This window comes from Pediococcus siamensis (assembly GCF_047220215.1).
GTDB classification, from domain to species: Bacteria; Bacillota; Bacilli; order Lactobacillales; family Lactobacillaceae; genus Pediococcus; species Pediococcus siamensis.
Window position 1 is genome coordinate 1,865,155 of the sequence record NZ_CP178375.1, and the last position, 23,131, is coordinate 1,888,285.

The 23,131-nt window shown below is 42.6% G+C and carries 18 protein-coding genes; 6 read left to right on the forward strand and 12 right to left on the reverse strand.

All coding sequences use genetic code 11. The annotated features are described in order from the left end of the window. The first annotated feature begins 26 nt into the window (after positions 1 to 26). Complete coding sequence (locus ACLJJ6_RS09035) at positions 27 to 1,382, forward strand: PTS sugar transporter subunit IIC (RefSeq protein ID WP_412989110.1); 1,356 nt, start codon at positions 27 to 29, stop codon at positions 1,380 to 1,382. Positions 1,383 to 1,394: 12 nt separating this feature from the next. Further along, entirely contained in the window at positions 1,395 to 1,568 is a 174-nt protein-coding gene (locus ACLJJ6_RS09040) for a hypothetical protein (RefSeq protein ID WP_412989112.1), read from the forward strand. A 112-nt stretch (positions 1,569 to 1,680) separates the two neighbouring features. On the opposite strand, the gene ACLJJ6_RS09045 is transcribed toward ACLJJ6_RS09040, so the two are convergent. The 7 genes from ACLJJ6_RS09045 to abc-f form a co-directional block, all read right to left on the reverse strand. After that, the gene (locus tag ACLJJ6_RS09045; RefSeq protein ID WP_412988180.1) at positions 1,681 to 2,922 is read right to left on the reverse strand and encodes an ISL3 family transposase; all 1,242 of its coding nucleotides are present in this window, start codon (positions 2,920 to 2,922) and stop codon (positions 1,681 to 1,683) included. A gap of 163 nt (positions 2,923 to 3,085) precedes the next feature. Beyond that, positions 3,086 to 3,397: a hypothetical protein gene (locus ACLJJ6_RS09050; protein ID WP_412989113.1), complete on the reverse strand. Its 312-nt coding sequence runs from the start codon at positions 3,395 to 3,397 to the stop codon at positions 3,086 to 3,088. Between the two features lie 273 nt (positions 3,398 to 3,670). Beyond that, positions 3,671 to 4,654 (reverse strand): glycosyltransferase family 2 protein, encoded by a 984-nt coding sequence (locus ACLJJ6_RS09055; protein WP_412989115.1) that lies wholly within the window; start codon positions 4,652 to 4,654, stop codon positions 3,671 to 3,673. Then, on the reverse strand, positions 4,654 to 5,667 hold the full coding sequence (locus tag ACLJJ6_RS09060; RefSeq protein ID WP_412989116.1) for a glycosyltransferase family 2 protein: 1,014 nt from the start codon (positions 5,665 to 5,667) through the stop codon (positions 4,654 to 4,656). Before ACLJJ6_RS09060 ends, ACLJJ6_RS09055 begins: the two co-directional genes overlap by 1 nt. 169 nt (positions 5,668 to 5,836) lie before the next feature. Further along, positions 5,837 to 9,904 carry an Ig-like domain-containing protein gene (locus ACLJJ6_RS09065; protein ID WP_412989117.1) on the reverse strand — a complete coding sequence of 1,356 codons (4,068 nt, stop codon included), beginning with the start codon at positions 9,902 to 9,904 and terminating at the stop codon, positions 5,837 to 5,839. A gap of 376 nt (positions 9,905 to 10,280) precedes the next feature. Further along, positions 10,281 to 10,898 carry a response regulator gene (locus ACLJJ6_RS09070; RefSeq protein ID WP_412989119.1) on the reverse strand — a complete coding sequence of 206 codons (618 nt, stop codon included), beginning with the start codon at positions 10,896 to 10,898 and terminating at the stop codon, positions 10,281 to 10,283. 658 nt (positions 10,899 to 11,556) lie between these two features. Further along, on the reverse strand, positions 11,557 to 13,065 hold the full coding sequence (gene abc-f, locus ACLJJ6_RS09075; protein ID WP_412989121.1) for a ribosomal protection-like ABC-F family protein: 1,509 nt from the start codon (positions 13,063 to 13,065) through the stop codon (positions 11,557 to 11,559). Positions 13,066 to 13,643: 578 nt separating this feature from the next. Between abc-f and trpX the strand changes: the two genes are divergently transcribed. From trpX to ACLJJ6_RS09090, 3 genes are read left to right on the forward strand one after another with little or no spacing between them, the layout of a single operon-like run. Further along, complete coding sequence (gene trpX, locus ACLJJ6_RS09080; protein WP_412989123.1) at positions 13,644 to 14,636, forward strand: tryptophan ABC transporter substrate-binding protein; 993 nt, start codon at positions 13,644 to 13,646, stop codon at positions 14,634 to 14,636. Continuing rightward, entirely contained in the window at positions 14,633 to 15,559 is a 927-nt protein-coding gene (locus tag ACLJJ6_RS09085) for an ABC transporter permease (protein WP_412989125.1), read from the forward strand. Before trpX ends, ACLJJ6_RS09085 begins: the two co-directional genes overlap by 4 nt. Further along, positions 15,552 to 16,316: an ABC transporter ATP-binding protein gene (locus ACLJJ6_RS09090; protein WP_412989127.1), complete on the forward strand. Its 765-nt coding sequence runs from the start codon at positions 15,552 to 15,554 to the stop codon at positions 16,314 to 16,316. The genes ACLJJ6_RS09085 and ACLJJ6_RS09090 overlap by 8 nt, the downstream gene beginning before the upstream one ends. 228 nt (positions 16,317 to 16,544) lie before the next feature. On the opposite strand, the gene ACLJJ6_RS09095 is transcribed toward ACLJJ6_RS09090, so the two are convergent. The 5 genes from ACLJJ6_RS09095 to ACLJJ6_RS09115 form a co-directional block, all read right to left on the reverse strand. Further along, positions 16,545 to 18,080 (reverse strand): multicopper oxidase family protein, encoded by a 1,536-nt coding sequence (locus ACLJJ6_RS09095; protein WP_412989129.1) that lies wholly within the window; start codon positions 18,078 to 18,080, stop codon positions 16,545 to 16,547. Positions 18,081 to 18,160: 80 nt separating this feature from the next. Continuing rightward, positions 18,161 to 18,610, reverse strand: a complete 450-nt coding sequence (locus ACLJJ6_RS09100; RefSeq protein WP_412989131.1) for a universal stress protein — start codon at positions 18,608 to 18,610, stop codon at positions 18,161 to 18,163. Between the two features lie 87 nt (positions 18,611 to 18,697). After that, positions 18,698 to 20,185: a UDP-glucose--hexose-1-phosphate uridylyltransferase gene (locus ACLJJ6_RS09105; protein WP_412989133.1), complete on the reverse strand. Its 1,488-nt coding sequence runs from the start codon at positions 20,183 to 20,185 to the stop codon at positions 18,698 to 18,700. A 15-nt stretch (positions 20,186 to 20,200) separates the two neighbouring features. Beyond that, positions 20,201 to 21,370, reverse strand: coding sequence for a galactokinase (locus ACLJJ6_RS09110; protein WP_412990463.1), 1,170 nt, complete (start codon positions 21,368 to 21,370; stop codon positions 20,201 to 20,203). Positions 21,371 to 21,409: 39 nt separating this feature from the next. Continuing rightward, positions 21,410 to 21,646 (reverse strand): hypothetical protein, encoded by a 237-nt coding sequence (locus ACLJJ6_RS09115; protein WP_412989135.1) that lies wholly within the window; start codon positions 21,644 to 21,646, stop codon positions 21,410 to 21,412. Between the two features lie 367 nt (positions 21,647 to 22,013). Here ACLJJ6_RS09115 and ACLJJ6_RS09120 point away from each other — a divergent pair, with 367 nt between their 5' ends. After that, entirely contained in the window at positions 22,014 to 23,120 is a 1,107-nt protein-coding gene (locus ACLJJ6_RS09120) for an ABC transporter ATP-binding protein (protein ID WP_412989137.1), read from the forward strand. The last annotated feature ends 11 nt before the right edge of the window (positions 23,121 to 23,131 follow it).

Sequence of the window (23,131 nt, forward strand, 5' to 3'; positions counted from 1 at the left end):
GGTTTTAAAAAAAGGAAGAAAAACTGATGAGTGAAGATAACAACAAATCTTCAAGTGAAAAACTTGAGAATTCTGGTTTTATTGCGAAGTTTACCGAAATCTCTGTTAAAGTCGGTAACTGGGTTTATCTTCGATCTTTACGTGATGCGTTCGCGGTTATCCTACCCGTGTTCATCATCGCTGGTCTCGGTGTTCTGTTAAATAACACCGTCTTTACATGGATATTCCATGGTGATACTTTAACAAAGGTGCAAGTTTTCGGGAATGCTATTAATAACGGGACATTGCAGGTTGCCGGTGTTTTGGTTGCCCCAATGATCGGTTATGCACTAGCCAAGAATAAAGGGTTTGATAACCCCATCGCTGCTGCTGCAATGTCGTTAGCTTGTCTCATGATCATGATGCCCGGGAGTGTCTCACTTGGTACTGTAGCTTCTGGCGGTGCTAAAATGGCAACTGTAACTGGCGGTTTAAGTTACCTAAATACCGGTACTCAAGGTATGTTCGGTGGTATTATTGTGGGTCTGCTGGCTACAGGAATTTTTATTAAGCTATCCAATATTAAAAGCCTGCAAATTCATTTAGGTGAAAATGTTCCCCTTGCAGTTTCAGCGTCATTCAGTGTTTTATTACCGGCCTTAATCTTAATGTCAATATTTGCACTTATTGCGGCACTACTGGCTGGTTTCTTCAACGCTGATTTAATCAATCTGATTAAAACTTGGATTCAAGAACCGCTCCGTGGTTTTAATACCAACATTGTCGGCTTCTGTGTAATTTACACTGTTGCCAACTTCCTCTTCACACTTGGTATTCACCAAACAGTTATTTCTGGGACATTACTTGACCCTCTTGTTTTAATCAACATGAATGCTAACATGAGCGCTTATGCACATTCGCACTCATTTGCTCATATTCCAAATATCATTACCACTTCTTTCGTAAGCAACTACACTTTAATTGGTGGTTCAGGAAGCACCATTTCCTTGATTATTGCTATTTTAATTTTCAGTAAGGTTAAAGCCTCTCGACAGGTTGCTAGTTTGTCGTTAGCGCCAGGAATTTTCAATATTAATGAACCAATGATCTTTGGTTATCCAATTGTCTTTAATTTACCATTAATGATCCCATTTGTTCTTTTCCCAACAATTGGTAGTATCATCGGTTACGCAGCAACTGCTGTAGGGCTTGTGCGACGGACAGTCATCCTCGTGCCATGGACGACACCACCACTAATAGGGCCTTATCTTTCAACTGCAGGTGACTGGCGCGCACCAATTCTCCAATTATTTATCATTGCGGTCGGTGTTATTCTCTACCTGCCATTTATGAAGATTAGTGAACGTGTTGCCATGGTTCAAGCTGAAGAACAAAATGCTTAGAGGTGATTATAGATGGACAGAAAAATTGTTTCTAGTTTAATCGGCGCAATCTTTATGCTACTACTTTCCATCGTTGATCTAATCTCCTTGGGGCTTACGATTACCACCGTAAGTACCCTCGCAATCTTTATTCTGTTCAGTTATAACCTCTATAAAACATGGCGAATGAAGAATCAAAAAAGCTAAATAACCTTAAGTTTGTAAAATCACAACAGGGCTGAAATTCGGGTCTCTGTCAAATTGTATTGGTGGAGATTTTTGAAAAGCATGTTCACTTCGGTGAATGTGCTTTTTTTGTTTACGCATAAATTAAACTGATACGAATGAAAAAGTTATGAATATTTTGAAAACCAAAACAGCTACGCTTTAACACCTTAATTTTACGATTTAGTCCTTCAATAGGACCGTTGGAATACGGATAACGACAACTATTGAGAACAGCAGGACCATTCTTTATTAAAGTTGAGATAGTAATATCCATTTGGTTGCCAGCCGCCTTGTAGTTGGCAATCAAGGTTTTAAATCCAACCGCATCTTTTTGTTGAATGGCTGTTAGAATTCCTTGATAGGTTTGATACACAGTTTTAAATTCTGGAAATTCATCTAAGGCTAGGTCAATGGCGTTCTGTTGGGTCATGTATTCGTTGATACCGTGTAAATAGATAAGTTTAGTATCATTGACCTTTTCTTCTGCCAAATGGAACAAACGCCATTGAGATTTTAGAATGCGATAAACTCGGGAATGCTTATCTTGAAAAGTATGGATCACACGTGTACGTTCGTTATCCAGTGCCCGACCGGCAAGTTGAATAATGTGGAAACGGTCAATGATGGTTATTGCCTTAGGAAATAACCGATGAATAAAGCCAGCATACTCAGCATTCATATCAACGGTGATTGTTTGAACTTTCATACGTTCTTGAACTGAATAGCGAGCTTCAAAGTAATCAATGATATCCTTACTAAGGCGATCCTTAAGAATCACAATGCGGCGATGACTAACGGCATCGCAACAGTTAAAGGACATTAGATGATTACAGGAACGGAATTCATCAAAACAAAGATTTTGGGGGAGTGTTTTAACACGATAAGCTAAGTGAATATTCGCATTTAAAATGCGTTGAACACTACTTGGTGAAATCCCACAAATCTTAGCGATTTCTTTACTGGTCAGCATATCCCGAGCCAGAACAATTACTTGATGTTTCACATTATGCGTAAAAGTTTCATTACGTTTAACGAGGTTAGTTTGAGCACCACAGGTTTTTAAACACCGTTTACATTGATATCTTTGTCGTTTTAGCTGCATCTCATAACGTCCACCTGATAAGGTTCCCAATCTTAGATGGCCAATGTGAGTTCCATTTTTGATTAGAGATTTATGGCCACAATGAGGACATTTTAAAAGTTGATAGGAAAGGATAGCGTGAACGACATGAACGTGTTGCCCATTGGGATAATGTTCCTTAGTAATCTCAGTTACAGTTAAATTAGGGTCTGTTATTTCGAATAGGCTTAGGATAGAATTAGTTAGGGACATTTGTTTTTCCTCTTTTCGATTTTATTAGGCGATTAAATCGTAACACAAAGAGGGCAAATGTCCTTTTTTTTTTTCAAAATAAAAACTGGTATCAGTTATTCACCAATACCAGAAAGTGTAGACCCTGAAATTCTCGGTAAATGAGAATTTCAGCCCTGTTTACTTAAGCCAATGTAAATTCATATTTTCGTTGCATGCCCAAAAACAAACTTTCCATTTTAGCTTTCTTAATTATATACTTGGAAGTATTAGTCGCTTGTATCACACTTCCTACCTGGTAAGCTTCGCTGTTAAGTACTTCAATTTTACCGGTCTCATAGAACCAAACATAGGTGTAAAACACCTTTGTATTATCTTCAGTGGGTTTTATTTTCATCGAAATTGATTTATTGGCCCGCATAACCAACCACAGGGGCACAAAGATGCATAACAATCCAAACAACGTTAATAACACCGTTATTAATAAATGTCCCATCTCATCCTCTCCAATCTGTATATACATTTTATATATTAAGTATACACTTCATTGGACTAGTTAACATCCCGTGTAAACATTTTTAAAAGTATCAGTTATAGCAAGAAAAAAGAACTGAATTTTTTATCCAGTTCTTTTTGTCTCCGAACTTTAATAAACGAACCCCCGAAAAAGACTGGTTTCTCTGCACACCATAAAACCAAATGGTTCAGCGGAACGAATCGTTTGCTTCTCTAAATGATGCTCGAAATCAAAATACCCATTTTTCCACCGTTAATCTTTCAAAAGTGCGGCGTAGTGTGCTAAATAGGCATCAAAGTCTGAAATGTCGTAATTTTCATATTTAGAGCCTGGTTTGTGTAACACATCTAATTGACGCCACATGATCGCCCGCGTTTCATCCCATAAATCTGCATTTTCTTTTAACATCAATCGTTGTTCTGCATCCAGCGCCTTGGGATCGTAACCTGGATTTTCTTTTTGCCAATAAAACAGTGTTGCGACCGAGTTGGCAAAATCAAACGCTAATTTTTGCGGAGCCTTTTCTTTAATCTTCCGTAAGTAGTACTTGTTCATTTTAGCCCATTGATCTAGCTGAATATTAAATTTTAGTTTAGGATCCCGGACTGTCGACTTTTCATTATACAACCAACTGTACACAAAGGAATCCAACCAAACCACGTCACTCGCCAATTCTACCGCCATGGCACAGAAATACACGTCCTCAAAAATCCGAACGTCAGACAGCCAGTGAAGCCCCATACGTTTCACATAATCGCGATTGAACCACTTAGCATATGCCGCACTCCAGACAGGATTATTGTGCAAATAGAAGTAGCTGCCATCAGGATTGCGTCCTTGCTCAATATATTTGGCCACAATGACTTCATGATCGCTATCCTTTACCGCGTTAAAAAATTCAATCAATGCACCATCGTAATAAAATTCATCGTCAGCATCAACAAACATATAGTATCGGCCGTTTGCCATATCCATCCCGCGTTGACGAGCGACACCTGCGCCACCACTATTTTCAAAGTATCGATAACGAATGTTTAAATGATGAAACATCTTAAAATCGGCGACATTAGCAAGTTCCTTTCCGCCATCACCAATTAAAATAACTTCCACTTCTTTAAAATCAATTCCGATTTGCGAGTTAATTGACGACAGTGCAATAGCCAGTTGATATTCGTCTTCGTTATAGAAGGGAATGATAATTGATACCGTTGGTTGTTGTTCATTTTGAGTATCCATTAACGCATTACCTCCTTTACCGAAAATTGTTTTCCTTGGACGTACTGTTCTGTTTCAAACAAAAATTTAATTGCATCTTGGTTGTCGAATCCCGCATAGGTTGCGCCCTGTTGGTTATCGGCCAAGATTGATTGCATAATTCGTCCGCGGGCTGGAATCCATAACGCACTAAATTCATGCAGTAGGCGTACATGTTCCTCCATAAAACTTACCTTGTCCACCGGCACAAACCGTTTTTGCCGATAGTAAATATCAGCAACATACTTCACAAAGTAGTCCTCAAGGCGCCCTGGTTTATACTTTTGAATGCTCTCCAAAAAATAGCGGCGGCAACGACTCCAAATATGCAAACGATCATTAAATGAAATACCCAGTTTACCTGTACTACGTCCCGTTGAATGACTATTAAATAGCCACGTGTAACTTACCGCATCCATTTTTTTAACCTTAGTTGCCAATTCCATGGCTAAGCCAACAAAATACGTATCTTCAAACACGCGTAGATCATCGGCCCACCGAATATGATAACGGTCGATTAAATTACGATTGAACCATTTAGAAACGAATGAATAGTTTTCATTATTATTATGAAAAACGTAGTACAGTGCATGTGTATTAATATCTTTAGCCTGCTCAATATACTTACCGGCAATGACATCGTAGTCGGCTTCGGCAGCCGCATTAAAGAAATCCAACAAAGCACCGTCAATATGAAACTGATCATCGGCATCCATAAACATGAAATATTGGCCGTGCGCATGATCCATCCCCAGCTGCCTTGCTGGACCAGGTCCGTGTCCTTCACTTGAACGAAGGTAAGTCAAATCAAGATTTTTTAACAACTTGAAGGTGGCTTCCCCGTTTGGAAGCTCAGGACCGCCGTCATTCACCAAAATTACTTCAACTTTTTCGAAATTAATGCCAATTTGATTATTTATTGAGGACAAAACATTAAAGACGGTGTAAACCGATTCATTATGGAACGGAATAATAATAGAGACTGTTTTTTGCACAATCCGCAACTCCTCTCTGCATCTAGCTCCAAAAAACTAAACCCCTTATATATCTATAATTGTACCATCCGCACGGAATTAAACGTATTTCTTAATCAAAAAGCCTCACATCAAAACCGAATTGGTGTGAGACTTTTTGTTTGCTCTTATTGCCTTTCAGGCTAAATCATTAATTCCTCTTGCGTCGCTTCAAACCAAACAAAGCCAAAAGTGACATTAAGAACATTCCTAACACGCCTAAATCAGCAAGATTATTTTGTGCTTCAGAGGTTTGCGGTAACTTTCCTGCAGCATTCGCAGTTTGTGAACCACTATTTGCTTTTGTAGAAGCAGTTGCCTTAAGTGAAGTATTCTGTGTTCCATTGCCATTTGAGCCGTTGCCCTTTGTGCCACCGTTTCCGTTACCCGGAACTGTAACAGGAACTTCAGCACTAGCTTGACCATTGACTACTTGTGAAACCTCAAGAACTTCGCCTGGTGTTACGCTACCTGCTGGAAGGGTAACTCGGAAATGACCATCTTCACCGACAACCCCTTGACCAAGTTCTTCACCGTTAGGGCCATGGACGATAATGGTTGCACCCGGTGTACCAGTACCAGTTACTTCAACATTGCCATTCGGTTCAACCGTTGCTACGACGGTTCCTGGTGTGGCAACCTTATTTGGAACGGTTACGGAGACGCTAGAACTTGGGTTTCCGTCAACCACCTGCGTCACTTCCAAAGTTTCGCCTGGTTTAACGCTGTCACTTGGAACTTTGACTGTGAAGTCGCCGTTGCCATCAACAGTTCCTTCACCAACTACATCACCGTCTGGGTTACGTACAATGACCGTAGCGCCTGGCGTGCCAGTACCAGTAATTGTGACGTTACCTTTCGGATCTGTGGTTGCTGCAACATTTCCTGGTTTTGGAGCTGGATTAGGTACAGTGACAGAAACACTTGGACTTGGATTACCGTCAACTACTTGTGTCACGCCAAGTACTTCGCCAGGGGTAACACCTTCACCAGTCACCTTGACCGTGAACTCACCGTTGCCATCGACAGTTCCTTCACCAACTACATCACCGCCTGGGTTACGTACAATGACCGTAGCGCCTGGTGTACCAGTACCAGTAATTGTGACGTTACCTTTCGGATCTGTGGTTGCTGCAACATTTCCTGGCTCTGGAACTTCACCAGTTGTTGTGCTTGAGCTACCACTTGTGCCGGAAGTACCACTAGTTGGTGTTGAACTTCCTGTAACACCTGACGTTCCTGTTGTCCCAGTTGTCGGCGCCGAAGTGCCTGACGTCCCTGAGGTTCCGGTTGTTGGTGTCGAAGTGCCTGACGTTCCCGATGTCCCGGTTGTTGGTGTCGAAGTGCCTGACGTTCCTGTTGTCCCAGTTGTCGGCGTCGAGGTGCCTGACGTCCCTGAGGTACCGGTTGTCGGTGTTGAAGTTTCAGATGTTCCCGATGTTCCGGTTGTTGGCGTCGAAGTTTCAGACGTGCCCGATGTCCCGGTTGTTGGTGTCGAAGTACCTGACGTCCCTGAGGTGCCGGTTGTCGGTGTTGAAGTTTCAGATGTTCCCGATGTCCCGGTTGTTGGCGTCGAAGTACCTGACGTCCCCGATGTACCAGTTGTTGGCGTTGAAGTGCCTGACGTTCCCGATGTCCCGGTTGTTGGTGTCGAAGTTTCAGATGTTCCTGACGTTCCAGTCGTTGGCGTTGAAGTGCCCGACGTCCCTGATGTACCAGTTGTTGGCGTTGAAGTGCCTGACGTCCCTGAGGTTCCAGTTGTTGGCGTCGAAGTACCTGACGTCCCCGATGTACCAGTTGTTGGCGTTGAAGTGCCTGACGTTCCCGATGTACCGGTTGTTGGTGTCGAAGTGCCTGACGTTCCTGAGGTTCCGGTTGTTGGTGTCGAAGTGCCCGACGTCCCTGACGTTCCCGTCGTTGGCGTTGTGGTCTCAGAAGCAGCCGGAACAGACACTGTGCTTAGCAGTGCATCGACATTTTCGACATTATAACCATCAGCCGCTTTAACCAATTTAGCTTTCCCGGCAGCACTCAAGGTATAACCTTGGACGGTACTACCGTCATCAGCAGTTGTTGCCTCTCCACTTGCTGTTAAGTCACCAGAACCTAGTGTCACCACAATATTCGCATCGGAACCAACCACCGGTGTAATACTAATGGCAGTTCCCGCATTTGCATCAAGTGCTTCTTGTGAAGTTTGCCCAGCATCCCCCACAATTGGATTCAAAACAGCATTAGCAACAACACTTGTTGTTTTAATGGTAATCGTGCCACCTAAATCGCGAATGGCTTGGTCAACATCCTCCTGACTAGCATTTCCATTATCGTAAACAGCTTGTGCAGCTGTGGTATCAGTGCCGTCCGCATTTGCTTGTTGAATTAAATCGGCTAACTGTGTTTTGTCTACATTTTGGTAGGCAATTGTAGTATCCGCATTAACATCCTTATCATACAAAACAGTGTTGGTTTTGAAGGTTTCGGCAGTAAAGGTCCCTGCACCACCTTCAAGGGAAGGATCGGTCCACTTAACGGGAATTGCGGCTGTCTGGCTCACACCTAAGCCGCCATCAATAGCATCTTGAACAACCTGAGCAATGCCATCGGTTACTGCATTAGTCGCGGTAGTCTGAACACCATTAATAGCACTGGCAATTGAATTAGATGCACTGGTAGCAAAACTGGCAAGGCCATTCAGAATAGTATCAGCGGCAGCTTGTAGAAGTGGATTACCACTTGCAGCATCTGTAATTGCATTGGTTAATGTTGTCCATGGATTAGTTGTATCTTCTGTACCATCCGCATTTGTTGTTGAAAGGCCTAACACCTTCTGAACGCTATCTGTAATACCAGAGGTCCAACCAGTGATGTAGGAATCAACCATATTCCCAATCGACGTGGATACCGAGTCTTCACTCTTAGCAGTGATAATGCCCGTTGTGGGATCATAAGTGGCATCTACCAATGAGGTATCGGTAATCCCGCCTTTCATCAAGTTGCTGCCATAATCCTCAAGATTTTCAATATTGTCAACGGCAGCTTGTAAATCCACTTGATAAGCATCAAGTGCATCAGTAATTGCAGATACTCCCGGTACAAAGCTAACCAACTTCAGTGCACCATTTGCAAGCGTTACAACGCCATTAATTCCATTAAGTAAAGTGCTACCGACGTCTTCAAGTGCCGTACTTGCACCATCAATCGTGTTTGTGACAAAACTGGTAATATACTGTAAACCATCACCATTGAAGTTTGAATAAATCACTGCTTTTCCATCAATTGAATCGCCAATGCTATAGTCTTGAGCAACCGTCGGATCCGTAATTTGTACAAATTCATTCGTGGCACTATTTTTCAAAACCAAACCAACTGCTGATTTATCGACAACTTCAAATGTCCCAACTGAAAGGCTGGCAGCAATATTATCTGGCACACCAACGGAAACCCCATGCTGGTTACTTCCGATTAGTGATGCTGAAATACCTGTGTTTTGACCAGTAGTATAGATAGTGGTTGCCCGCTCCTCTGGATTATTGGCATCAGCACTAATTGCCCCTTGGTCATTATAAATATCCGCTGTGGTGGTCTGATCACCAATTTTATCCTGTGCTGTGGTGGTTGTGGCCACTACCGTTTGATCGAGTGCATCATTAGCAGCCGAGTTTTGTGACACCTCTCCGTTATTACCCGTAACTTGACCATATTCACCAGTTGTCCGATTGGTATCATCATTCGCTGTTTTGACAGCTTGTTCAGCTTCTTCTTGCTCGCCTAAGCCAGTGGTGGCACTATTTTCAGCAGTTGAAGATTGATCACCAAAAATAGAACCTTTAATCAAAGCTGGATCTGTAGCCGTCACAGTTTCTAATCCCGATTCTGTTGGTTGTGGCCCAACGTTGTTTTCATCATTGACTGTGGGATGAGTTTCTTCTGTCTTTGTAATTGTGGCAGTTGATCCCGTAGCCGAACTAGCTGCAGAACTTGTTGGTGCTGCAGAACTTGCCGCAGAACTGGCAGGTGCTGCACTTGATGATGCTGCGCTAGTGGTCACCGCCGAGCTTGGTGTAGTTGTATCAGCACTGACAACATTGGATTGTGCGGCAAAGCCAATTCCAAGTGAAAGCATTGCCAGACTCGCAAACATCCAACGCTTCCCGTCTTTATACATTTTAAAATGTTCGTCTACTTTTTTGGCTCTGCCAAGTAAATTATTTTTACCCATTATCCTTAACTCCTCCTTATAAAACGCGAATAAACCAAATCTAACGCCCTTTGTACTTAAATAAATGCAAAACGAAAATTATTTGGTAAATGAAAGCACCTTCTCTCAGCTTACTTATCATAATTTATAATATATCCCCTCATAAACGAATGCTATGTCCTTAAGGGTCTTTCCACTTGCCCAAAAGGGAAAAAATACTAAAATTTAGTATTCTTTTGCTAGATAAACAATGCTTTTATACCTTTTTTAATTATCATTTCACATTGCATGACGTACAAATTAAGAAAAATTTCGCAAAAAAAAGGAGGTCCTTTTTCTCGCCCTCCTTGACTTATCAAGTATTTTAATTGGTTTGCTCCGCATGAACCAAGCACGACTACAATTTAATAAGGTTGAATTGCATCGCTTTTGCTACAGCTGCAGCCCTGCTGTCAACATCTAATATTCCGTAAATATTAGTCAAATGGCCCTTCACCGTCCGCTCACTAAAATGAAGTTCTTGCGCAATTTTTGAACTATGCTCACCTTTAGCTATTCGCGTTAAAATTTCTAAATCAGCATTCGACAATGTATATTTGGCGTTTTGATAAATCGCTACATTTTTCAAGACTTCTGGAGAAACAACTACTTTTCCAGTCATAACCTCATCAATTGTTTTGAAAATATGCTGTGCTGTTGCTGACTTTAATAAAAAACCGTCTGCATGAAGTTCCATTGCTTTACTGAACACGCTAATGTCCTCATAAGCAGTTAACACAATCACTTTTACCTGGGGAAATTGCTTTTTTACATGTTCTAGGGTGGCCATTCCATCGACAAGTGGTCTCAAAAGATCCAGCAACATAATATCAATTGTTGTTGACTCTAAAGTTTGCAGTGCCTGCGCCCCAGTATCTGCCTCTGCAACAATTTTATACTTAACATTCTTTATAAATGCGGCTTCTAATCCTTCCCTAAAGATCGGATGATTATCCACAATTATTATACTTGCCATAGCGATCCTCCAGTTGGAACACCAATTATGGTTCCTGTTCTTAACCAAGTTCTATTGAACACCTTAGAATAGACTTAAAAACCTCAGTACCAATCAAAACCCGGTTTATACTTTTATGTCAAACACTCCCCCAATAATTATACTGCAATTAACTTATCCGCGGAGAAGAAATGTAGTAAATTTATTAAGTTTTTTTTATGGTTTTATACAAACATTTCTGGTTATGAGGTTTAAGCCCGCTTATTTTTCACTAAAGCACCAACAAACATGATATTTATCATCGCCGTTCCAAACAGGACTAAAAAACAGTTTATAAGCTAGCCAATCACTGGGACAAAGTTTTAAGTCACATTATTGAGATAACTAGCCGTTCAGAATCAGATTTCTGAGCAGTCAGTGATTCTTACTGGTACCCAAAAAGAGGCCGAAAAAAATTCCAGCCCCTTCTTGTTTTCGAATTTTAATAGCCATAAACCGAAAATCGTCTTCTCTGATTAGCAGTGAAAGCAAATGATTCAAGGAATGACTCATTCAGTTTCCTGGATTGCCATTGCTTCAACTTTTTTACCCGCACGGATAACGTCATATACGCGAACTTATTGTCACCTCTCCAAACAAAGCGGTCTTTTGCTTGTCTATTTTACCCAGGTGAAGCTTGCTATTTGTCTGCTTCCAGTTCCACGATGCGATTGGTCACATGCTCGATAAATTCTCGGTCGTGTTCCACAATCAGCATCGTAGGCTTTACCGATGAAATTAAAGTTTCCAGCTGCTCTTGGTTGAAGATATCCAGATAATTCAACGGTTCATCCCATAAATAGAACTCGGCCGGGGTCGACAAAGACTTAGCTAATTCCACCTTTTTCTGCTGTCCCATACTCATACGTTCGATTCGCGTGGTAAACACGTTACGGTCTAAACCTAGTTTGTGTAAGTTATTTAAGAACTCCTGATAATCCAAATGCTGGGTCTCAGCGAATTCCTGTAATGTTCCTCGATTATCGTCGTAGCTTTGCCGCACATAACTGATTCGTAATTTTTGTGGCTGAAAGATTTCGCCTTTTATTTCTCCGGAAAAATTGCCTAAAACAGCTTGAATTAAAGTTGATTTGCCTGCACCATTGGGACCAACGATTCCAACACGTTCTCCCTTTTTCACTTCAAAGGAAAGGGGTTGAAACAGTGCGCGATTGGTATCCGGATACTGCAAAGATAACTGATTAACCGTCAGTAAACGGTCATGGTGACCCGGCTGAAAATTTATCGTCAGCGGATCTACGTACTCAATATTTTTGAGTAACTTTTCCTTTTCACCAATCTCGCTTTGCATATGACTTTGTAAAGTCATTGCCCGTTTCATCGTTCTTGCAGCGCGTGCACCAATTGCCCCCTTATCACCGACCGATCCGCTTCCTTTAATATGGGAATTACCCCACTTTTCACTTTCTTTGGAGTGTGACCATTCGGCTTTTTTGGCGGCTGTTTGTTTCAACCGCTGTATATCTTTTTTCAACTTCGTATTTTCCATTTTTTCATGGGTATCGGACAACCTTTTTTGTGCCTCATACGTTGCAAAATTACCCTGATACATCAAAATATCTGCCTTTTCAATCGACAGAATATGATCGGCAACTTGATCCACAAATTTACGATCATGGCTAATGACGATGAATCCTTGCCGTTTCTGCTGCAAATAAGCAGCCACCTGTTCACGTGCCTTAATATCAAGATGATTAGTGGGTTCGTCAATTAACGGAAAGTTAGTAGCCTGCGTAAACAAGGTTGCCAGCAAAACTTTAGTTTGTTCACCTCCGGAAAGCGACGAAAAATCACGCCACAAAATTTCAGGATCCGTGTCCAATAAATTCAGCTCCCGCTCCACTTCCCACTGCGCTTCAACGCCTAAATCGTTTAAAACATAAAAAGTCAGTTGATGTGGATTCTTGATAGTCTGGGGAAAGTAATCAAAAGCCAAATTAGTTTGAATTTGACCCTGATAATTCATTTTATGCTGCAGCAAGTTCAAAAAAGTCGTTTTGCCCCGGCCATTACGGCCAATTAGGCCTAACTTCCAATTGCTATCCAAATTTAAGTTGACATGGTCAAATAGCAAGCTACCTTGTGTATCGTACCCAAACGTTAAGTTTTTAATTTCAATTTTAGACATTTTTATACCTCATTTTTTCTAGCTTTTTCAGGGTAGCTAAAAAATGAGCATACAAAAAGACCTACTCACCGAAAAACTTAGCTAATCCTGAAAACTGCGCACGCCACCCTATGACAGGCGTCGTTACAGATTCAACAGAATTAACTTAATTTCTCAATGGCAGATCCCTCACTTCTGATTTTTTCTAAAGTATAGCATCATTTTTAAAAACCGTCCATAACCGCTGCACCTTTTTTCACCGCAAATTTTAATTTTTGCTTGACAGGCATAAAAAACTTATTTATACTCATAAGCAATTAATAAAGAAAGTTGGTTGAGCACATGCAAAAGACAAGCAGACAACTGAATAATCGTTGGCAAAGCCGGTAATTAGGTTGTAGTTTGTCTTTAGGCAAGATACGACCTGGATGCATACAGATCGTATCTGTGCCGGCTAACTTTGACGTAGAAAAAAGCCCGCATGGATCTTAATATTCATGCGGGTTTTGTTTCGATTTATTAAGAACAATCCTGCAATGGGATTGTTCTTTTTTCTTGCACAACAATCCCATGTGCAATTATATAGAGGAGTGACGAAAATGAAACGTCTGATCACGTTTGTAACTGCAATTATTCTTTTTCTTGGCTTTGCCTTTTTTAGAGGCAATTCTACCAAAACAACCAAAGCCAAGATCCCCACTGTTGGAATCCTGCAACTCATGAATCAACCGGCTTTAGCACAAATTCAAAAAGGCGTGATCGCCGGACTTAAATCAGAGGGCTATGTGAAAGGCAAAACCATCAAAATTGATTACCAAAATGCTCAAGGTAACCAAAGTAACCTTAAATCAATGAGCGAAAAATTTGCTAATGAAAATGCTGATTTAATGATCGGCATTACCACACCTTCTTCTCAGGCATTAGCAGATGTGACCCAGAAAACACCAATCGTTTTAGGTGCGGTTACGGATCCCAAGGGAGCTGGCTTAGTCAAAAATGAGCAGCAGCCTGAAGGTAACATCACCGGCGTGTCCGATCAAGCCCCCCTTAAGGAGCAGCTTGATTTAGTTTTAAAATTAATGCCTAACCTAAAAACATTAGGCATTATCTACACGTCGAGTGACAATTCCGCGGTTACCCAATACAAATTGTTTAAGCAGCTCTGCGAAAAGGCTCACGTGACTTTGAAGGCTTATTCGATTGCCAACTCCAACGACCTTAACCAAGTTTCGCAAACAATGCTGAATAATGTCGATGCTGTTTATGTCCCAACTGATAATACGATTGCCGGTGCTATGCAAACGTTGGTTAAAAACGCCAATAATGCTAACATTCCGGTTTTCCCCGCCGTCGATTCCATGGTCAAACAAGGCGGCGTAGCTACTTACAGCGTCAACCAGTACAAGTTGGGTGTGATGACTGGTAAAATGGCTGGCAAGTTACTGAAGGGTAAGAAAGTCCGCAACACCCCGGTTGAATACGTCAAACACGGTGATTTGACCATTAATTTAAAGCAGGCCCAGAAATTAGGCATTCACATTCCTGAATCCCTAATCAAAACTGCCAAAGCGAAAGGAGAGTTATTCAAATGAATTTAATAACTTCTGCAATTGGACAAGGATTTCTCTGGGGAATTTTAGGAATCGGCTTATTCTTAACGTTCCGAATTCTCGACTTTCCTGATATGACCGTTGAAGGCACCTTTCCGATGGGTGCCGCTGTGTGTGTGGCCGCCATCAGCCATGGCCTGTCACCAATCTTGGCAACCTTGCTCGCCATTGTTGTCGGAATGTTAGCCGGATTAGCTACCGGCTTGTTATACACAAAAGGCAGGATCCCCATTTTGCTGGCTGGTATTCTGGTGATGACTGCCTGTTATTCCATTAATTTGCGTATCATGGGAACTTCCAATATTTCCTTATTGGGCAAACAAAGCCTCTTTACGAACCAGTTTCTAGAATCACTGCCAAAATACTTTGATAGCGTCACTTTAGGCTTGATTGTCGTCATCATTGTTACCATCTTGCTGGGAATGTTTTTACAAACTAATCTCGGTCAAGCTTTTATCGCTACCGGCGACAATGAAACAATGGCAAAATCGCTGGGAATCCATATCGACAGCATGAAGATTATGGGCCTGATGGTCTCTAACGGCCTCATTGCTCTGTCCGGCGCGCTGGTTGCGCAAAGTGACGGCTACGCAGACGTCAACATGGGCATTGGCATCATCGTCATTGGGTTAGCTTCCATTATTATCGGTGAAGTTGTGTTTGGCAATCTTTCCATGAACCAGCGCCTAGTTGCCGTAACCTGTGGTAGTATCCTCTACCGCTTTGTCCTGCTGATTGTCCTACAACTCGGTTTCAGCACAAACGACTTGAACTTGATTTCTTCCATTGTTTTAGCACTCTGCTTGATGCTGCCAACCCTGCGCTCGGCATTGCATCTCGATCGATTGATTAAAAATGGCGTTAATACGCCACTCCCAGATAAGAAGGTGCGCAATCATGACTAATCCAATTTTAGAGCTTAAAGCGGTCACGACTTACGTGAATCGCCATACGCCTGACGAACAAAAGATTCTTCGCGGTATTAACTTGAAAGTAATGCCCGGAGATTTTATTACCGTTCTCGGTGCAAATGGGGCCGGTAAATCCACCCTCTTTAACACAATTGGCGGTAATCTTGCGGTTGATGAAGGTACCATTGAAGTTAATGGTCAGCCCATCACGCATTTATCCGAAGAAAAACGGACTCGTTTTCTGAGCCGTGTTTTCCAAGATCCTAAATTGGGCACGGCCCCCCGGATGACCGTCGCCGAAAACCTCTTATTAGCTGAAAAGCGCGGTGAGCATCGTGGCTTAGTCTTCCGCGGGTTAAAAAAGCAGATGGACCGTTTTCGCGAACTGACTGGCACGATGAAAAACGAGCTCAGTCAGCGACTGAATACGCCCGCTGGTGAGCTTTCTGGTGGTCAACGCCAAGCCTTGAGTTTTTTAATGGCCACAATCAAACGACCAGAGATTCTCCTTTTAGATGAGCACACGGCAGCCTTAGATCCTAAAACCAGCCAGGAACTTCTTGAAGCTACCAACACCCGTATTCATGAAGACAAACTGACTTGTTTGATGATCACACACCACTTGGAAGACGCCCTCAAGTATGGCAATCGCCTCATTGTCTTAGACAAGGGCCAAATTATAATTGATGTGTCCGGGGAAGAAAAGCAGCGACTGACATTAGAGGATTTGTATGAATACTTCGAAATTTAGATTAATTTATTCACATCTGCTACAAAAAAGAGAAAGTTGACGGCATCAACTGCTTCTTAACTAATGGCAGAAAAAGAACGTCAGGTGAGAGTAGCTCTCATCCTGACGCTTTTTTTGACCACCTGTTACGATAATAACGGGCAGTTTTAGTAAAACCACCACGTTAAACGGAAAGTAATTAATCGCATTGGCTAATGGTTCTATCTGGGAATCGCTTTAAGATCAAAGTTACATTTTCATGCCCATTTTTTCATAAGATTCCATCCCACCTAGCCACAAGTCCTTCGGGGCAACATGATTTTCTTCAGCAAAAGCCTTCGTTAAAGTAGCCATATCCATCAGTTTGTAGGTCTTAGGATGTTTGGGATCAAAAGATTCGATTTGTGCCATCATGCCGCCATCTTCGTGTTCAATAATGTGGCAATGATACATGTAAACTCCGGTGTATTCGAACCGGACTTTAATTTGAACGTGTTCATTAGGGTTGACGCTGACCGTGTCCTTCCAGCCGTGTTCATTGGGATAGGGCGCATGGCCATTGCGCGAAACCACCAGAAATTGGGTGCCGTGAATATGGAAAGGATGAATCATTCCGCCAACCATCTCGTTACTGTTCGTAATATCCCACAGCACCACATCGCCGACTTTCTGACGGGCATCAATTCGCTGCATTTCAAATTTTTTACCATCCAATGCCACTTCTTCATCCATCCCTGACATCACAATATGGCGGGTTTCCGTTCCCGGAGTAACCGGCAAATCAGGGATATCAACTAGATGCTCTGGCAATTGGGTAGTCTCTTTTTCGAAGGCGTGAATTCGGAAATGCACCAGCGGCACATCATCTGACATCAAAGCAACTTCATCACCATCCTGGTATTTGCCAAAATCTACCACAAATTCGTCACGTTCGGCACAAGTCATCATCACTTTCGTAAAGTAAACGGGTTCCGGAAGAATGCCACCATCAGACGCAATCTGGGCAAACTCGAGTCCATCGCTAAAGTGCAACCGGAATTCGCGCCGGTTTGCGCCATCTAAAACACGCAGCCGTACCCGTTGTGTGGTGACATCAATATAGGAATTAATGGTGCCATTAATCATCGGTGTTTTGCCTTGAACACCATCCGGATCATAGTCTGCCCGATAATCCCACTGATTGTCTGCATGAAAGTTACGATCCTGTAAAATTAACGGAAAATCATCAACACCATAATTGCGTGGCAGTGGCAACTTAGCTTCCGCCTCATCTTGCACAACCACTGGTGCTGCCAGCCCGTGCCAAACCTGCTGAGCAGTCGACGGACACGGATGGGCATGCAGCCAAAGAGTCGCAGCCGGCTGATTGCAGGTAAATTCGATTTCACTACTTTGCCCAGGATATACTGGCGCATGACAGCCGCCATCGATGTATGGCCCCGGCACATTTAGTCCGTGCCAATGAAACGTCGTCAATTCATGAAGCTCATTTTTTAACGTGATATGGACTTTTTTACCCCGTTTGAAAATAATTGTTTTTCCAAGCAAGCTATCATTATAACCCCAAGTTTTCGTCTTCGGACCCGGCAGTAGTTGCGTTTCGCTTTCCTGCGCAGTTACCGTATAGTACTGATCCGTCGCCGTTTCCTTATCTGGTTGTAATACTGCTGGAACATGCAGTTTTTGCTGCGGTGTCGTTGGCTCCTCTAACGGCACATACCCACCATCATGTGTATTCCAGGCAGGTTCATCAAAAAAATATTCGTTATAAACATGCTTTGCCATCACTATCGGCCTTCTTTTAGAATTATTTGTTCCTAATAATCATTCTAACTTGTTAGCGTTGCCAATTCAACTTCTGCCGTTTATCGAATAACTAAAACTGAAACTGGTGAATACTTTGCCATGTATGAAGCTTGGCTCCCAAAGTAACGCGCAACTCCTGACCGTGAAGACGACCCAATAACTAAGAGATCCGGCTGGACGTGTGGAATCACATCTTTCACAATGGTTTCTCCAGCATCCCCTTCCGCAGTGTATGTCTGAACTTTACGAATACCAAATTCCTCGGCAATTTTACGATACCCTTGTAAATGTTTTTCCAGTTCGCTGCGTTTATCTTGAATGTAATTTTTATTCAAAGCTTGATAAATATTGATATCATCCTGCTCTAGAATTGACACAATATCTAATTCCGCATTATCTTGCTTGGCGCGGTTCATCGCAAAACGGAATGCCAACTGCGCATCCGGGGAATCGTCAACCCCAACCAAAATTTTTGAAAATCGTTTCGGATCTAAGCGGCTTTCGCTCATCTTAAATTCCCCCAATCGCTTAATATTTTTTACAGGTTAATTTTAACATCTTTTTATCCGCCCCACGAGTAAAGGGCTTACAAACTTTTAATCAGCATTGACAGCTTGAATAAACAAATCAAACCCCTGTTGTCCATCCGGCGTTCGTTTAAACACGCCGGCATCTTCCAACACGCGCAGGAAAACCTGTCCGACGGCTTCATCGATAACGGCAGTGACATTTTTGGCCGTGATATGGTGGGTTGCTTGCATTTGATCAGCCCACGGTTTGTGATAAGCCTTCATTTCATTGGGCTGTGCCAGCAAATAACGAGCCACTTCCTGGAGTTCTGCTTTGAGCCGAGCCGGCAAAATTGCCCGCCCCATCACTTCAATCAATCCAATGTTTTCTTTTTTAATGTGCTGGACATCCTGGTGCGGATGGAAAATACCATCTGGATATTGCGAAGAAGTCTGATTATCCCGCAAAACCAAATCCATCTCAAAGGCAGTTCCTTTACGCCGAACAATGGGCGTAATCGTATGATGATTAATTCCGTGAGTTGCATGGCGAATATTGCGCTGCAAATCATCATACCGCTGCCAAACAGCCAAAATGTGGTCAGCAGCCGCTACCAAATCTGTTTCGGAAGTACTCGTCAGCCGAATGACAGACATGGGCCACTTGACAATGCCTGCCTGAACGGTTGCAAAATGCCGTAATCTAATGGGCCGTTCTACTGGCGCTATTGCCATTGGAAAATCATGCTTGCCTCCTTGATAGTGATCATGACTGAGCATCGAGCCCCCCACAATGGGCAAGTCTGCATTACTGCCCACAAAATAGTTCGGGAACAATTTGGTAATGGCAACCAGATTTTGAAAAGTGGCATGATCGATATGCATTGGCCGGTGAATTTCGGAAATAAAAATGCAATGTTCCGCAAAATACGCGTATGGTGAATACTGAAATCCCCACGTTTCGCCATCCAATTGCAACCGAATAACACGATGATTGCCTCGCGCTGGATAGCCCACACGTCCATCATAACCTTCATTTTCTAGGCACAGCTGACACTTAGGATAAGTTGTCGATCGTTGTGTCTGAGCCAACGCAATGGCTCGCGGATCTTTTTCTGGTTTGGAAAGATTAATCGTAATTTCCAATTTGCCATATTCTGTTGCGACTGGGAAAACCACATTTTTGGCGATTGCCCGCGTTTTAATATAATCATTTTGTTGACTTAAGCCGTAAAAATAAGCTGTAGCTTGGTCTGCCGAATGTTGATAGAGATCCCAGAACTTGGCGTTCACTTGATACGGCGTGGGAGTTAAAAAGGCCATCAAATTTGTCCCCAGAATTTCCCTTTCCGTAACGTTATCCTGAATTTTACCGTTTTGAACCGCCATTGCCACCAGTAAATCATGCAACTGCAATAAATCCGTGGTCTCAGGAACTCCAGCTAATGGGCGTTCACCCACCAAAGCATACAAGCGGTTTATCAAATAACGACGATCCATTTCATGATACGTTTTTTGTTCAATAATTTTGTCTGCAAATTGTGCAACTAGATCTTTTGTCTGTTCTTCCTTCAACGCCATTGCCCTCTTTTACAATTGCCGCGGCCCATCAGCGATTTCAGCCACATAAAAGTCGGCAGCATAACCTATTTTTTCTTGATAAACTTTACCGACTGCTACTTCGAACTCTTGAACCCGCTTTTTTTCGACCAGCGCAATTGCACAACCGCCGTAGCCTCCGCCAATCATTCGTGCACCTAAAACTCCGGGTTGTTGCCAGGCCGTGTGGGCTAGTGTATCCAATTCTTTGCCAGTCACTTCAAAATCATATTGTAGTGACATGTGTGAAGCATTGATTAAACGCCCGAATTTAGCTAAATCCTGCTGTTTTAAGGCCGTAATGGCTTCACCGACCCGTTGATTTTCAAACACCGCATGGCGGGCACGTTTCAATAGCGGTTCACTTTGAATCAAGTAAGCATACTCGTCGAAAGTTTCTTTATTGAGGGCACCAAGGGTCGGTGTCGCTACACCCGTTTGCAACTGAGCTAGCGCCTCTTCGCATTCGCGTCGATGTTCATTATACTTAGAATCGGCAAGCTCGCGCCGTTTATTCGTGTTCATGATCACAATAACATAGTTTCCTAATTTCAATGGGATATGCTCATAAGCCAACGTGTTGGTGTCCAGCAACACTGCGTTATCTTGTTTACCCATCTCTACGGCGAACTGATCCATAATCCCGGAATTTAAGCCGATAAACTGGTTTTCGACCTTCACGCCCATTTTGACCATGTCGAGCGGATCCACCTGCAACCCAAACTCACTTGCCAAAATCTTGCCAAATAACATTTCTAAAGAGGCGGAGGAAGATAAGCCCGCGCCATCCGGTAAGTTGCCTTCAATGTAGACATCTAAGCCATGGGTGATTTGGGCGCCCGCTTCCATCAGATAACGCAACATTCCTTTAGGATAGTTCGTCCACTGATTGCCAACTTTTGTCTGAATCTCGGTTGTTCCTAGTGTGAGTACCTGCACGCCTTGGGCTGCAAAATTGGCTGAATAGAGGTGAAATTGATCATCCGCACGGCTTGTTACTGCCGCATAAGTGCCCAAGCTAATCGCACACGGGAAAACGCGCCCACCATTGTAATCCGTATGCTCCCCGATTAAATTAATTCTCCCGGGTGCAAAATATAAATGCGCGGGTGCTTGATGATAAATCTTTTTGAAACCGTTTTCTAAATTCTGAGTGGAAATTTGATTGGTCATTTTCCCACTGCCTCCTCTATCAGATACTTAATTCCAAGTAATTGCTTCAACACTTTCAGGCCGCTGCTTTTGCGTAATCAAATAGCTTTGGGCACCTTTAAAAGATAAGAGGCCCACAGCACCAGCTTCGTTAAACTTAATGGTGGAACCGGAAGAAATATGCGCTAAAACATCCTCCTCAGCAGCTTCAATATCCGTAAATTCGCGATAAAAAGTAATCACACGTCCATTTTCGTAGGCAAGTTTGATTTCGAATTGTTTCACTTTTTAAACCCCTTTCAATTTTTCTCACACGTTTATCATATCATACCTTTTCATCTAATTAAGCCAAACGTGAGTACCATTTTAAACTTACACATTTTATGTCCATATCAAAATTGGATTATACACGCCAAAAATTACATTTGGATGACAGCCATCACCCGAAAGCACACAAATATCCGATTATTTTTGGCCTTCATTTAACGCTCGCTCACGTAAATCCCGTTATGACGCCCCTTTGTAATTTGACTGTGCCGTTCAGCCAAAAGAAATAGTTTATAATAACGATAATCAAATCATTTGTCGAAACCGTTTGCGTCTGATATTCTTCTAATATAGATTAGTTAATTCTTATATCAGGAGGCTTAATATGGTTGAACTCAATTTAGATCACATTTATAAAAAATACCCCGGGAATGATAATTATTCGGTATCTGACTTTAACTTACATATTAAAGATCAGGAATTCATCGTTTTCGTTGGCCCCTCAGGCTGCGGCAAATCAACGACCATTCGCATGATTGCGGGTCTCGAAGACATTACCGACGGCGAACTCAAGATGGATGGACAGGTTATGAATGACATTGCTCCCAAAGATCGTGATATCGCAATGGTTTTTCAAAACTACGCCCTTTACCCCAACATGTCTGTTTATGACAACATGGCCTTCAGTTTAAAAATTCAACATATTAATAAGGCCGAAATTAAAAAACGCGTCGCCAACGCTGCTGAAATTCTCGGTTTAGAAGATTTCTTAGACCGCAAACCAGCCGCGTTATCCGGTGGGCAACGACAGCGTGTTGCCCTCGGGCGTGCCATCGTCCGCAAAGCTAAATTATTTTTACTCGATGAACCCCTTTCTAATTTAGATGCGAAGCTCCGGGTTTCGATGCGTGCGCAAATTGCACAACTGCACCAGCGGTTAAAAACGAACATGATTTACGTGACGCATGACCAAGTCGAAGCTATGACTATGGCAGACCGCATTGTCCTTACCAAACACGGCAAAATTCAACAGGTCGGCACACCTGCCGAACTTTACAATCAACCGGTCAACAAATTTGTCGCCGGTTTTATGGGCTCGCCGTCCATGAACTTCTTTGAAGGCCGCTTACAGGAGAATCAGTTTATCACTGATGATCAAAAACTCGCTGTGGCCGTTCCTAAAGCCAAACTATCTAAATTAAAGGATCAGGGTTATGCCAATCAGAAGCTGACCATGGGCATTCGCGCCGAAGACATTCATACTGATCCAGCTTTAAGAGCCCAATTTGCAAATGCGCAAGTACCGGCAAAAGTGGAAGTGTTCGAATTATTAGGCGTCGAAGCCATGCTTTACCTGACTACTGGTTACACTGATTTTGTTGCAAAGGTCAATGCTCAAAATACTTATCGACCGGACGAATCAGTCACAACTGCTTTTGATATGAGTCGGGCACACTTCTTCGATTTTAAATCGGAAGAAACTATCGCGTAATCCCCGCAGCA

Bases quoted from the DNA above. Each gene is read 5' to 3' on its own strand.
- ACLJJ6_RS09035 (WP_412989110.1), top strand. From the start codon at position 27: ATGAGTGAAGATAACAACAAATCTTCAAGTGAAAAACTTGAGAATTCT.
- ACLJJ6_RS09040 (WP_412989112.1), top strand. From the start codon at position 1,395: ATGGACAGAAAAATTGTTTCTAGTTTAATCGGCGCAATCTTTATGCTA.
- ACLJJ6_RS09045 (WP_412988180.1), bottom strand. From the start codon at position 2,922: ATGTCCCTAACTAATTCTATCCTAAGCCTATTCGAAATAACAGACCCT.
- ACLJJ6_RS09050 (WP_412989113.1), bottom strand. From the start codon at position 3,397: ATGGGACATTTATTAATAACGGTGTTATTAACGTTGTTTGGATTGTTA.
- ACLJJ6_RS09055 (WP_412989115.1), bottom strand. From the start codon at position 4,654: ATGGATACTCAAAATGAACAACAACCAACGGTATCAATTATCATTCCC.
- ACLJJ6_RS09065 (WP_412989117.1), bottom strand. From the start codon at position 9,904: ATGGGTAAAAATAATTTACTTGGCAGAGCCAAAAAAGTAGACGAACAT.
- ACLJJ6_RS09070 (WP_412989119.1), bottom strand. From the start codon at position 10,898: ATGGCAAGTATAATAATTGTGGATAATCATCCGATCTTTAGGGAAGGA.
- abc-f (WP_412989121.1), bottom strand. From the start codon at position 13,065: ATGTCTAAAATTGAAATTAAAAACTTAACGTTTGGGTACGATACACAA.
- trpX (WP_412989123.1), top strand. From the start codon at position 13,644: ATGAAACGTCTGATCACGTTTGTAACTGCAATTATTCTTTTTCTTGGC.
- ACLJJ6_RS09085 (WP_412989125.1), top strand. From the start codon at position 14,633: ATGAATTTAATAACTTCTGCAATTGGACAAGGATTTCTCTGGGGAATT.
- ACLJJ6_RS09090 (WP_412989127.1), top strand. From the start codon at position 15,552: ATGACTAATCCAATTTTAGAGCTTAAAGCGGTCACGACTTACGTGAAT.
- ACLJJ6_RS09095 (WP_412989129.1), bottom strand. From the start codon at position 18,080: ATGGCAAAGCATGTTTATAACGAATATTTTTTTGATGAACCTGCCTGG.
- ACLJJ6_RS09100 (WP_412989131.1), bottom strand. From the start codon at position 18,610: ATGAGCGAAAGCCGCTTAGATCCGAAACGATTTTCAAAAATTTTGGTT.
- ACLJJ6_RS09120 (WP_412989137.1), top strand. From the start codon at position 22,014: ATGGTTGAACTCAATTTAGATCACATTTATAAAAAATACCCCGGGAAT.